Here is a 12,282-nt window from a genome sequence, read left to right as displayed (position 1 = left end):
GGGGAAGCCACTATAGAGAGAACAGAGTATAGGCATTGGGGAAGTATTCGTCAATTCGTCAAATTTATCAACACCCAATGGGAACATCAATTGGACCTCGCTAAACTCACGTGAGACCGACTAGTTATTGTTTGTTATTCATTCGAATCTTATTAGAATTAATTTATGCGAATTTCGAATAAAATCTCATAATGAGGACATGAATTCGATATGATTATTCCAATATCGAAAATCTAGGCTTCAATCGAGATACGAATTTTTATAATAACATAAAAAGCTATACGGCCGTTAAGCTGAAAATACTTCGCAAAGAAGTCAAAGGGACTAAGAATCGTAATATTGGGTAGATGAGATTGCAGTAGTTGATCGATATGAGTCCAAAAATAGATCCGATTGAGCTTGCCATCATGCCACAGCTTCCAGAACTTGAGAAGATCAGGCAGATCAGGCAAAAACTAGGGCTTTCTCAAAGGGAGCTTGCTGTTCGCGCAGGGGTCAGCCAATCCCTTATTGCCAAAATCGAGAAAGGAACCATCGATCCGTCGTATGGCAACGTGAGAAAAATTTTCCAGGCATTTGAAGAAGTACTGAAGGAAGGAATTATCGACGCGGAAAAGACGGGGATTCACCTGACGGTGGGGGATCTCGCGACTCGTGGCGTCGTTTCAATCTCACCTGATGATACAATTGCCGAAGCCATTGAAAGGATGGTGAAAGGGAGGTTCACACAGCTTCCTGTTGTTGTTGGAGATCGCGTCGTCGGGAGCATCACAGACGACATCATCAGAAATTATACGATTGAGCAGACAAAGAATAAGGAAAAGAGCTACGACGAGGTGATGAAGACCCCAGTTTCTGAAATCATGGAAGCGCCCTTCCCGATCCTCAGCGAGGATACACCGATAGAGCTGGCATCTCTCCACCTACAGAGGCAGGAGGCAGTCCTCGTTTCTAGGAAAGGTGTCGTCATTGGGATCCTGACGAGCGCAGACTTTCTCAATATCGGGATAAAGAGATGATTTCTTCGAGGCTGTTCAATGGCCGTTGACAGCAAACTTTGATATTATTGACCCCGTTCTTGAATTCAAAATGAAAAAAAGAGCGCTGGAGATACTGCTGCAGCAAATACCTCCACTTTCTCAGCCAAAGCCTTTTCTCGAACAGTATTCAACTCCAGCCACGATAGCCGCTGATGTTCTCTTTACGGCTTATGCGAATAATGATATCGAGGACAAGATCGTAATCGATTTGGGATGTGGAAATGGAATTTTCGCGATTGGTGCTTCGCTTCTTAATTCTAAAATGTCGATCGGGGTTGATGCGGATCCCCTCGCGTTGAAAGAGGCGAAGGCGAATGCTTCTGCCATAGGAGCAGATGTGGAATTTGTCCTCGCGAGGATACCACATTTCTCCGCAAGGGCGGACGTCGCAATTCAGAATCCGCCGTTTGGATCTCAGAGGCGCGGGGCGGATCGTCCATTTCTCGAAACAGCGATGTCGGTTGCGAGTGTTATTTACACGATGCATAATGCTGAGACCGTCGAATTTGTCTTGAATTTTGTAATGAACAGCGGATGGGAGATCGTCCTTCAAAAAAGATATAAATTCGTAATTCCGCATATGTTTGAATTCCACAAAAAGATGAAAAAGGACTTCGATGTTCTGCTCCTTTGCATTCGAAGATCGGGTGAAAAGAGATGAAAAAAAGAAGATGTGTTCTGCCAGGAGATGAAGTAGCTGTCGTTGAGGAATTTATCCCGGGCGAGGGGACATATGAGATAGATGGTAAGATCTATTCCGCGTACTGCGGAGATCTCGAGCTTGATCATGAAGAGAAAATTGCCAAGGTTTCCGCTAAGAACCCTCCCGTCACGCTGAAAGTCGGCGACGTGGTTTACGCCGAAGTGACGGACGTAAGGAACAGTATGGCCATCTGTGAGGTGATCGCTGTCGAGGGAAAAGAGCGTGATATCAGTGGCGATACGAGTGCGACGATTCATATCTCAAAGGTTTCCTCAGGATATACACAGGACGTCGGGAAAGAATTGAGGCCAAGCGATATAATCAGGGCGAAAGTCATTCAGGTGAAGCCATCCCTCCAGCTATCAACGGTTGGTCATCACTTTGGCGTCATTCTTGCGCTCTGCAAGAAATGCCGCGCCCCTCTCAAGAAGAGAAATAGAACACTGTACTGCGAACGCTGTGAGAGAACAGACATGAGAAAGCTTGCAGATGACTACGGAGAGGTCAAATTCTGATTTTTATGATATCTATACGCTGTCGTGAAATTTCATTGAAGAATTCGATCATCGAAAAGAATTTGAAGGGTTAGGCAAAAGGATATATCCCCCATCGATGTTAAACAAAATCAGGGAGAACGAATGACGAAGACCACAGAAGACTTGGTCCGTGAAATAAACGAGCTCAGAAATGAACTGAGGCAGATGAGAGAGATCGTTAACATACTCTTTAGCATAGTCGTTGAGTCAGAAGACGACGACGTCGAAGAGTACTTAGATTACCCCATGTTCGGGGGGATTGACCAGAATAGATTGAATAACTAAACCTTTTTGAAAACCTTTTTTGGTCGTACAAAGCATTTCGTTAATCGCAGGATTCCACTGCTGTAAACCGATTAGCGAAGCTGACACAGGCAGACTGGTAAGAAGAGGGAGTTATGGGGAAAGAGGCTATGAAAGCGATTTGCTTGATCTCTGGAGGAATTGATTCACCCGTCGCATCATTTCTCATCGGGAGGAGGGGATTTGAGATAAACCTCTTGCACCTCGACCACCAGCCATTCAGTGATCAAAGAATGACCGAAAAGATCCGCGATATCGCGCAAAAATTGGCTGAATTACTAGAAAAGAATGTGAGGGTATACATCGCACCGCACGGAAAGAATCAGGAGATTATTGCAGACCGTTGTGATCCTGGCTATCGGTGCGTGCTGTGCAAGATGCTTATGCTGCGAGTTGCCGATGGTTTAGGACAAAGATTGAACGCTGACGCGATTGTGACCGGGGAGTCACTCGGACAGGTCGCATCGCAGACCTTGCACAATATTAGGGTGGAGCAGCATGGCATTTCTCTTCCGGTTCTGAGACCTCTCATCGGACTCGATAAGCTCGAAATCGAAAACATCGCAAAGAGTATCGGAACCTACGAGATATCAATAAAGAAGGTCCTCCCGTGCTCTTTCGTACCGAAGAGGCCGGCCACACGCGCGAGCCTCAATAAAGCACTGCAGGAAGCACAGAAAGCTGGCCTCGAGGAGATCGCGCGCCAAGCGATCTCTGAGATTAGGCAACTTGAATTTTGAGAGATTGATAAGAATTCATTGAGGCTCGCGATGACAGATAGGCCAGGCTACAGGATCGGGCACTTCTTGCGTGCAACCTCATCGACTTCGTAGAGCATCGATTTTGTCACCTTCGTGATATATCTCGCCTGGACGATCGAGACGAAGAGCGTGTTCTTCCCGATCTTGATCCTAAGATCGGTATCTTTTGGAGGCTTCACATCGGTCGGGAGGATCACTGGTCCATAGCACGTCGTCGAAACCCTGTAATCCCTCTTGTGCTTCTTGATGAAGTCGATGACTTCCTGTTCAACTTCGATTTCCTTCATTCCCGCGGTGAGATTGCAGTAATCCTATTTAACAATACCTTGTTCCCTTTACAATGAAGAATATCTGGATGACACACTTGTGCACTAGCATGACTAGAGAAAAGAAGTTATTAGGGCAGGCGCAATTAAATCTCTATGAAGTACGTCGTCGACACCTCTGCCTTCTTCGCAATGGAAGATCTGCCGCAAGACGCTGAGATCCTCGTGCCTCCAGGCGTACTGTCCGAGCTGAAGAAATACAAGGACAGACGCCTAGATTATTGGGAATTCAAAATCAAAATAACGCATCCATCCACCACGTCTTTAGAAGCGGTTAGACTTGCTGCTCAAAAAACTGGGGATACACACAAGTTGTCAGATACCGACATAGAAGTTCTAGCACTTGCGTTTGACCTCAAAGCAACAATCCTGACAGAGGACTATTCGATTCAAAATGTGGCGAGGACTATGGGCATCGATTATATCAATATCGTCACGAGGGGTATCAAAGAGATCTTTTCATGGGAGATGAGATGCCTCGGTTGCGGAAGAGCTTTTGATAAGGAGATTAAGGAATGCCCCGTATGCGGAAGTCCTCTTAAATGCAGGCGATCCAGAAAGAAAAAGTAATTTCCGACAATGCATCCGAACCTCGAAGATGTCTCCCAAATCGAAGAAATCCCTTTTGAACAGCTAATCGGACACGTAGGCCATTCTTACAATACTGTACAATTCCATTAGTTGGAAATTTTGATGCAAACACAAAATGACGGCTAAAGGGGGGTCGTCGACCTCAAGGACTACGGAAATAGGCGCTTGCATCTGATGATATTGGCCATTCGCCTCTTACCAAGTACCCTCATCGCAAGTTCAAGCCTTCTCCGACTCCCCCAGCAAAGATCTGCAAGAACTTTTGTCCGAAGCGCGATCCTGAGGGGTTTTTCCACTTGCCTGCGACACTCCTCACCGTATCGAGATATAGATTCACCAGATCTGACGCAAGCAGCCGCCACTTCGCCAGCGATCTTTCCACAGATCAATGCTATCGGGATTCCGCCACCGTTGACGGCCATCACATGACCGGCCGCATCACCGACGATGAGGCCTTTATCGTTGTAATTGGGGTGCAGTGGACCTCCCATAGGCACATACTTTCCAGCCGGTTTTCCTACATCAATCTGCTTCCAGTCGATAAATTCCTTGAAGTACTCTCCGACGGTCTTGCTCGCAAATCGAGGCGATATACCGACCCCGACGTTGGCACCGCCGCGCTTCGGTAGGATCCAGGCATATCCCCCCGGTGCGATATTGCCAAAATACATCTCCGCAACCGGCTCGAAGTTACCAACCGCCTGGGCTGTTACAGCAGGACATAATTCTCTGTTCTTCGGAAGACCGAGGCTCTTGGCAACGCGGGACCGCGGTCCGTCGGCCCCGATCACGAGTTTCGCTTTCACCTCACATTGATTCGTCACGACTCTGTCCCCGTCAATAGAAATAAAGGTACACCCTGTCAGGACCTTCGCTCCAGCCTTAAGTGCTTTTGAGGCTAAATACTGATCAAATCGATCACGGTATGTCGTGAAGCCGTCGAAATCAAATTCGTAGACACGTAGTTCTGGCGAATAGATCCTCAATCGGTGAGTCTCCAAAGAAATTAGTTCTCTGGGGATGTCGAACAGTGTATCGATATCACGGGCACCAGGAAATATCCTTTTCACCTCATCAATGGACGGGAGAAATTCACCGCAGGCGAAAGGGATGCCGATTTCTTTCTTGCGTTCGATGAGCAGGACGTCTGCGCCGTGAAGAGCTGCGTGCTCCGCCGCTGTTGATCCTGCTGGTCCCGCACCAACGACCAGGATATCAGTCGACAATCTCTCTGCCATCGGCGATTCCCCTGCGCTGTTAGTGTGATATAGCCAGATTTATCGTTTTCCATGTGCAGATCGAAGACATTACCCATTCTCCATGAGTTCTATCACGATTCCCGTTCAACGACAGTCCTGGCAAGGGATCTCAGTGCTTCTTCGTAGACCGACGGCCTCAGAATCGATAACGACTCAATCGCCCTATTTGAGAACTCAAGCGCCTTCTCTTTCGAAAGCCGAATGGCATCCGATTCCATCAAAATTTTCAAGGCTTCCTCGACCTCCCAACGGCGCTTCTTTTTCTTTTCAAAAAGTTCGGACAACCTCTTTCCTTTGTGACCGTCTTCCATCGCCAGGATAATCGGCAACGTCGGCGTCCCGTCCGAAAAATCCATCCCTTTCGGTTTGCCGAGGACGTCTTCCTTTCCAACAATATCAAGAATATCGTCCATGATCTGGAAGGCCATACCGAGGTTGAGGCCATAGCTTCCGAGGGTTTCGATCATCACCGGCGACCCGCCCCCGAGGAACGCGCCGACCTTTGCACTCGCCTCGATCGGTTTCGCCGTCTTCCCCTCGATGATTTTGAGATAGGTATCGATCGATGTCGACGCGTCATTGATGTGTCCGACCTGGAGGATCTCTCCTTCAGCCATGCACGCGCAGGAGTCCGCGATGATTTCGACCACTTCTTTGCTGAAAGAACCGCCTGCACGAAAACCTTTGACAAAGAGGAAGTCACCAGCCACCAGCGCGAGCTGGACACCGTATTTCTTGAATGCTGAGACTTTGCCCCGCCTCATCGTCCCTCCATCGTTAATGTCGTCGTGGATGAGGGTCGCACTGTGGATGAGTTCAAACGCGGCGGCGATTCCAATGACATTGGAGACTTCTGTGCCCCCCACTGCCTTGTAGCAAAGGATCGAAACACCAGGGCGAATTCTTTTCCCCCCTGCACCGATCACGTGCATCGAGATCTCCGTCAATAGCTGCTGCTGGGAGTGTACACTTCTCCTGATCTCCTCTTCCACCATGTTTAGTTCCTTTCTGATTGGAAGGTCCCAGCTCATCAATATCGAGATGCCTAATGATGATAATGTACTTATTAATTGTCTCGATTCTTCAAATTCCCTCACTCACCAGGCTGGACGATTTCTCGCAGTGATTGCATGTGAAGAAGTTGAGGATTTTATTGAGTGTTTAGGGTTGAACCGATCAAGCGACGACAGGTCGCAAGAAAACGGTGCCTGTCTCAGATCTTATAGAAGATTCAGAGTCGGGACAAGAGATCTGCTACAAGAAAAAGTTTAAGTGAGACGACTTCCAATCATTCCGACCACATGCAAGTCAAGGCAAAAGTAAAGGATTATGTCGACCGCGATCCTCCCGTTGTCGACTACGGGGCAACGCTAGAAGATGTCGTGAAATTGATGGTGCAGCGGCACCAGACGGGCGTCGTTGTGAAAGAGGAAGATATCGTCCTCGGCGTCATTACCTCGACGGATGTAACGAGGGTCATCGTACAAGGTCGTGACCCCTCGACCGTCAAGGTGAAGGAATTTATGACCGCCTGCACCCTCGTCGGACAAAATCCCTGCATCCAGATTCATGAGGATGGATATGTCATCGACGCGTTGCGACTCATGTTAATAGGTGGGGTGAGTAGGGTTCTCGTGGTCGATTCAGCTGGCGAGTTTGTCGGCACGATTTCGTTCCTCGATGCACTCAGAGCATACGAAGATGAGATGTCAAAAAGAAAGAAGTAGGGGTCGATGTTTCACATCCCTGAGAAGAACGCGCGCGCCGCCTCTCTGCAAAGTTCGAGGATTGGCGACGGGAACAGGCCGATGACGATCGTCGCGACGACCGTTATCGCAATCGCGAGGATCATCGAGTTTGGAACTCTGATCGGTTCTTCTGGACCCGATTCGACGTACATGTACTTGATTACTCGAACGTAATAGTAAAGCGAGATCGCGCTGTTGATCACACCGAAGACCGCAAGCCATAGGACCCAGCTCTGCTCTGGGGCGATCGCCGCATCGACTGCACTTGAGAATAGCCAGAATTTACTCGCGAACCCGGAAAGCGGTGGAATGCCTGCGAGCGAAAGGAGAAGGACGCCCATTGAGAATGCGAGGAACGGTGAGCGTTTACCGAGCCCCTTATAGTCTGCCAGGCTTTCTCCGAGTGCGACAGTTGATAATGCAGCGACAATGATAAAGGCGCCTCCCTTCATGAAAGCGTGTGTAATGATGTGGAAGATGCCACCTGCCAGCGCGTACTCAGTGCCGATCGGAAGGACGATCAGGATGTAACCAGCTTGAGCAATGCTAGAGTATGCGAGCATCCGCTTGATGTTCGTCTGCGAAATGGCAACGAGATTGCCGATTGTCATCGTGAGGACGGCGATGACCGCGACGACAACATCCCAATCAGCCTTGATCGCGATGAGACCTATGAGGAATATTTTGAAGAGTGCGACGAAACCCATTTTCTTTGAACTCGAGGCGAGGAGCGAGGTGATCGTCGTGGGTGCGCCTTCGTAAACATCAGGTGCCCACATGTGAAATGGAACGATGGCAACTTTGAATCCAAATCCCGCTATGAGGAGACCAATGGCCAACAGGATTATCGGATCCATACCACTAGCCGTGGCGATTGCAGTGCCGATGTCCGCAAACACAGTGCTACCAGTAATCCCGTAGATGAGGGAGATACCGTAGAGGGAGATCGCCGAAGAAAGTGCGCCGATGATAAGATACTTTGTCGCCGCTTCAATTCCCCTCTTATCAGCTTTTCTAAATCCAACGAGTGCATATGAGGAGAGGCTTGCAAGCTCCAGCCCTACAAATAGGGTGATAAGGTCGAGAGATGAGGCGACGACCATCATACCGAGGGTGGCGAGCAAAATCAATGAATAATACTCGGCCAGATGCCTTTCTCCCTTAACGTATCGGATCGAGGCAATGGTCACGTACAGCGCGACAGCAAGGAAGACCAGTTTGAACGCAACAGCGAACGCATCGAGCCTCAGCAATCCCCCCGCAAAAACAACTGGTTGGGAACCGTCAATATAGAAAATCAATAGAGGGATCATCGCCGCAATGATGCCAACCAGCGATACGATACTAAGTGCTTTCTCAGACTTCGTGAGATAATAGACTGCTGGTAACCCAACCGCAAATAGAAGTATGATGATTTCCGAATAAACAGGTGAGAGATCGACCAATCAGCCCACCCCCAGAATCGCAGAAATGATGTTCGCCGATGGCGTGATGTAATCCATGACAACACCCGGAAACATGCCAAAGAAGACGATTAAGATCGCCAGAATAGCCAGTGGCACCGCCTCGTACCAGTTGACATCGTGGGCATGCGATGTATCGATTTTCTCGGTCAGCGGGCCGAACATTGTGCGTTGCAATGCCCATAGGTAATAACCAGCCGTGATCGCGACACTTGCAATCGGAAGCATCAGTATCCACGCGTATGCGTCAAATGTGGCAATGAACACTGAGAACTCCGCCACAAACCCGATCATCCCAGGCAAGCCGAGCGACGCGAGGAAGCCTATCGTCATGAATGTTGCAGCAAGAGGCATTTTTGGCGCCAGGCCACCGAGGAGCGGTATTTCCCTTGTTCCGACCTTGTGCTGGACGACGCCACACATCATGAAGAGAACAGCTGTGATGAGTCCGTGTGCGAACATCTGCAGCACCGCTGCCGCGATACCGAGTTGAGATCCAGTCGAAATGCCAAGGAGAACAATGCCCATGTGACTGATCGACGAAAAGGCCACCATTTTCTTGAGGTCCCTCTGAGCCAAACAGACCAGGGACCCATAGAGGATCGAGAGGATCGCGATCGCAAGCATCAAGGGCATGAGCGCATTCGCGCCATCTGGAAGCGTCGGCAATGCGATCCTGATAATACCGTAGGACCCCATTTTGAGCAGGAGTCCGGCAAGCAGAACGCTTCCCGCTGTCGGCGCTTCGACGTGGGCGTCTGGAAGCCACGTATGAAATGGTACAACTGGCATCTTGACGCCGAATGCAAAGAAGAGCGCTGCGAACGCACCAACCTGGAAGAGGTAATTGAAATTCCCACTGACGCTTGCGATATCTACGATGCTGAACGTCGCATACCCGAGGATCGGTTTCGCTTCGAAGTACAGGGCCATGATGGTGATCAACATCGCAAGGCTCGCAACGTGCGTGTAGATGAAGAATTTGATCGAAGCGTAAGCGCGCCGAGGTCCTCCCCAAATCGCTATAAGGAAATACATCGGGATCAGGACGACTTCCCAGAAGACATAAAAGAGGAAATAGTCAAGGGCCGTAAATACCCCGAGGACACCGACCTCGAGGACGAGCATCAACCCCATGTACTCCTTTGTTCGGTGTTCGACATCCCAGGAAAACAGGATCGCGAGGAAACAGAGGAGCGCTGTCAGGAAAACCATTGGAACACTGATGCCATCGACACCCAAGTGATAAGCGATTCCGTAGCTTTCAATCCAGGTGTACTTTTCAATGAATTGATAGCCAATAGCCCCTATATGAAAATCAAGCAGGAGGAATATCGATAGGGCGAGTGGGATCGCGGAAAAGACTAAAGCGATACTCGCAGCAGCCTTCCTCGTATTGCCAAGTGCAAATACCAGAATCGAACCAATCAGAGGAATAAGGATGAGGAGCGAAAGTATCGGCACATTCTCTAGCATCATCTCAGACCTCCAATGAGATAAAGAAGAACAATAATGACCGAAATCGCCGCGATAATGATCGTCGCGTAGAGTTGCACGTATCCTGTCTGGATCTTCCTGATATAGTGGCCTGCCCTCGTTAGAAGGAAGGCAACGCCGTTAACAATGCCATCGATGACGTATCTGTCAAACGCGTCGACAACAATCGCAAACCCATACACGACTTTCTCAGCGAATGCGTTATAGCCGACAGCAAATCCGTAACGATTGAGGAGGATGTTGTATAAAGTTCTTCGAGCTTTTGTGGAAACAAAAATCTCTGGAGAGATTGTCCTTTTGTAGTAAGTTGCGTAAGCCATTCCGACCCCGCAAAGTGCGACTGCAATCGATAGGTAGGTGAGAGGATCGGTGAATGTCACCGCTAGAATTTCACTGGCTGTAAGGGCATGAGGTTCTTCAAAGAAGATTTGGGACCCAAATCCTCCGCCAACGAACAGAACAAGGAATGAGCCGGCAGCGAGAAGCGCCAGGATGATTAATGGGATGGTCATAATCTTCGGCGATTCATGTGCATGACTACTCGCTTCGCCTTCTTCCCCTGCGAACGTCATGAACCAGAGGCGGAACATATAAAAGGCGGTCATGAAGGCTGTCGCGATACCGAGGATGTAAAGTAAAGCGAAGACCCAATTTAGCTCACATGCTTCGAAAACCGTTGCAAGCACCTCGTCCTTGCTCCAAAAGCCGCTGAACGGAGGTATGCCCGAGATGGAGAGAGCTCCAATGAGCATCGTGAATGATGTGATTTTCATTTTCTTGCCAAGACCTCCCATCAGCCGCATGTCCTCTGTATTGACAGCGTGAATAACGCTACCGGCGCACAGGAAGAGGAGCGCCTTGAAGAAGGCATGGTTCATCAAGTGGAACATGGAAGCGGTATAGCCCTCCGCGCCGTGCAGATAGTAGAAGATATATCCACCAGCACCGAGCGCGAGCATCATGTAGCCGAGCTGGCTGATTGTCGAATAGGCAAGCACACGTTTGATATTGGGATTATTGAGTGCCATCGTGGCCGCCATGAACGCGGTTACTCCCCCGATGATCGCCACGACCATCAACGTATCTGGGGTCTGGACGAACAGCGGGAACGATCGCGCAACGAGATACACACCCGCCTTGACCATCGTTGCCGCATGAATGAGCGCTGAGACTGTCGTAGGGCCTTCCATTGCGTCCGGCAACCAGTCATGTAGCGGGAACTGCGCACTCTTCCCGATCGCACCGCCGAAAATCATAAAAGTGCCTATCGTTAGGAGGCCAAGGTCGCTACCTGAGACCTCCATCTCAAAGAGCTCGCGGAAGTTCAAGGTCTTGAATGTCGTGAAGAGGATGATCAGCCCCACCATGAACATGATGTCGCCTACTCTCGTCACAATGAACGCTTTCTTTGCCGCAGAAGCTGCTGATGGCTTGTGATACCAGAACCCTATCAAAAGATACGAACAAAGCCCGACGAGCTCCCAGAAGATGAAGAGTTCGAGGTAATTGTTCGCGAGGACGAGGCCGAGCATGACCCCGACGAAAAGCGATATCTCAGTGTAATAACGCCTCTTCCTCCCGCCCTCTTCACCCATGTATGCAATCGAATAGATGATGACGAGTGTCGAGACGAGGGAAACGACGACGAGCATAAGCGCCGTCAGCTGATCGATATAGATACCTATTTCGAAGGAATAGGTCTCAGATAAAGTAAGCCAACTGCGCGATTGTTCGAAGACTCCGTCGATGACCCCGTCGGCCGCGTCGAAAGACCCATCAAGAACCTGGGCGACAACAAATGCTGTGATGATGAGAGATATCGCAGAACCAGTGATCGCAACGTAACCACCGCCCTCTCTCAATCGATGACCGATCAAACCGACTATCAGCCCAGCGATCAAGGGAAAGATCGGGATGAGCCATGCAAATTCGACCGCCTGCAATCTCACCACCTCAGCAGATTGATTTCGTCGAGATTGATTGTGTCCCTCGCCTTTGAAAGCGCCAACAGTATTGCAAGCCCGACGGCAACTTCAGCTGCCGCGATCGCGATCG

General features: G+C 49.5%; 14 protein-coding genes. 7 read left to right on the top strand and 7 right to left on the bottom strand.

Translation table 11 applies throughout. The features are described from left to right. Positions 1-371: 371 nt before the first annotated feature. The 5 genes from QHH00_05850 to QHH00_05830 all read left to right on the top strand — a co-directional run bounded on the left by QHH00_05850 (position 372) and on the right by QHH00_05830 (position 3,322). Complete coding sequence (locus tag QHH00_05850) at positions 372-1,019, top strand: CBS domain-containing protein (protein ID MDH7508905.1); 648 nt, start codon at positions 372-374, stop codon at positions 1,017-1,019. 70 nt (positions 1,020-1,089) lie between these two features. Continuing rightward, positions 1,090-1,701 carry an METTL5 family protein gene (locus tag QHH00_05845; GenBank protein ID MDH7508904.1) on the top strand — a complete coding sequence of 204 codons (612 nt, stop codon included), beginning with the start codon at positions 1,090-1,092 and terminating at the stop codon, positions 1,699-1,701. Then, positions 1,698-2,258: an exosome complex RNA-binding protein Csl4 gene (locus QHH00_05840; GenBank protein MDH7508903.1), complete on the top strand. Its 561-nt coding sequence runs from the start codon at positions 1,698-1,700 to the stop codon at positions 2,256-2,258. Before QHH00_05845 ends, QHH00_05840 begins: the two co-directional genes overlap by 4 nt. 123 nt (positions 2,259-2,381) lie before the next feature. Continuing rightward, entirely contained in the window at positions 2,382-2,564 is a 183-nt protein-coding gene (locus QHH00_05835) for a hypothetical protein (protein ID MDH7508902.1), read from the top strand. Positions 2,565-2,677: 113 nt separating this feature from the next. Beyond that, positions 2,678-3,322 (top strand): tRNA 4-thiouridine(8) synthase ThiI, encoded by a 645-nt coding sequence (locus QHH00_05830; GenBank protein MDH7508901.1) that lies wholly within the window; start codon positions 2,678-2,680, stop codon positions 3,320-3,322. A gap of 47 nt (positions 3,323-3,369) precedes the next feature. Here QHH00_05830 and QHH00_05825 read toward each other — a convergent pair whose 3' ends face one another. Beyond that, entirely contained in the window at positions 3,370-3,630 is a 261-nt protein-coding gene (locus tag QHH00_05825) for a hypothetical protein (GenBank protein ID MDH7508900.1), read from the bottom strand. 135 nt (positions 3,631-3,765) lie between these two features. On the opposite strand from QHH00_05825, the gene QHH00_05820 reads away from it, so the two are divergent. Then, the gene (locus tag QHH00_05820) at positions 3,766-4,239 is read left to right on the top strand and encodes a nucleic acid-binding protein (GenBank protein ID MDH7508899.1); all 474 of its coding nucleotides are present in this window, start codon (positions 3,766-3,768) and stop codon (positions 4,237-4,239) included. A 170-nt stretch (positions 4,240-4,409) separates the two neighbouring features. Here QHH00_05820 and QHH00_05815 read toward each other — a convergent pair whose 3' ends face one another. After that, the gene (locus QHH00_05815) at positions 4,410-5,498 is read right to left on the bottom strand and encodes a geranylgeranyl reductase family protein (protein MDH7508898.1); all 1,089 of its coding nucleotides are present in this window, start codon (positions 5,496-5,498) and stop codon (positions 4,410-4,412) included. A gap of 92 nt (positions 5,499-5,590) precedes the next feature. Next, the gene (locus tag QHH00_05810; protein ID MDH7508897.1) at positions 5,591-6,550 is read right to left on the bottom strand and encodes a polyprenyl synthetase family protein; all 960 of its coding nucleotides are present in this window, start codon (positions 6,548-6,550) and stop codon (positions 5,591-5,593) included. Positions 6,551-6,820: 270 nt separating this feature from the next. On the opposite strand from QHH00_05810, the gene QHH00_05805 reads away from it, so the two are divergent. Then, a complete protein-coding gene (locus tag QHH00_05805; protein ID MDH7508896.1) occupies positions 6,821-7,246 on the top strand; it encodes a CBS domain-containing protein in 426 nt (141 codons plus the stop codon). 11 nt (positions 7,247-7,257) lie between these two features. On the opposite strand, the gene QHH00_05800 is transcribed toward QHH00_05805, so the two are convergent. Genes QHH00_05800 through QHH00_05785 form a run of 4 tightly spaced genes read right to left on the bottom strand, consistent with a single transcriptional unit; the run spans position 7,258 to position 12,274 of the window. Continuing rightward, positions 7,258-8,712 carry an NADH-quinone oxidoreductase subunit N gene (locus QHH00_05800; protein ID MDH7508895.1) on the bottom strand — a complete coding sequence of 485 codons (1,455 nt, stop codon included), beginning with the start codon at positions 8,710-8,712 and terminating at the stop codon, positions 7,258-7,260. Continuing rightward, the gene (locus QHH00_05795) at positions 8,713-10,209 is read right to left on the bottom strand and encodes an NADH-quinone oxidoreductase subunit M (protein MDH7508894.1); all 1,497 of its coding nucleotides are present in this window, start codon (positions 10,207-10,209) and stop codon (positions 8,713-8,715) included. It lies immediately after the preceding gene. Beyond that, positions 10,206-12,170, bottom strand: a complete 1,965-nt coding sequence (nuoL, locus tag QHH00_05790) for an NADH-quinone oxidoreductase subunit L (GenBank protein MDH7508893.1) — start codon at positions 12,168-12,170, stop codon at positions 10,206-10,208. Before nuoL ends, QHH00_05795 begins: the two co-directional genes overlap by 4 nt. 2 nt (positions 12,171-12,172) lie before the next feature. Beyond that, complete coding sequence (locus tag QHH00_05785) at positions 12,173-12,274, bottom strand: hypothetical protein (GenBank protein MDH7508892.1); 102 nt, start codon at positions 12,272-12,274, stop codon at positions 12,173-12,175. Between the last annotated feature and the right edge of the window lie 8 nt (positions 12,275-12,282).

The organism is Methanomassiliicoccales archaeon, from assembly GCA_029907465.1.
Classification (GTDB): Archaea; Thermoplasmatota; Thermoplasmata; order Methanomassiliicoccales; family JACIVX01; genus JACIVX01.
The sequence above is the reverse complement of the archived record's forward strand: the minus strand, read 5'-3'. Positions and strand labels throughout refer to the sequence as shown.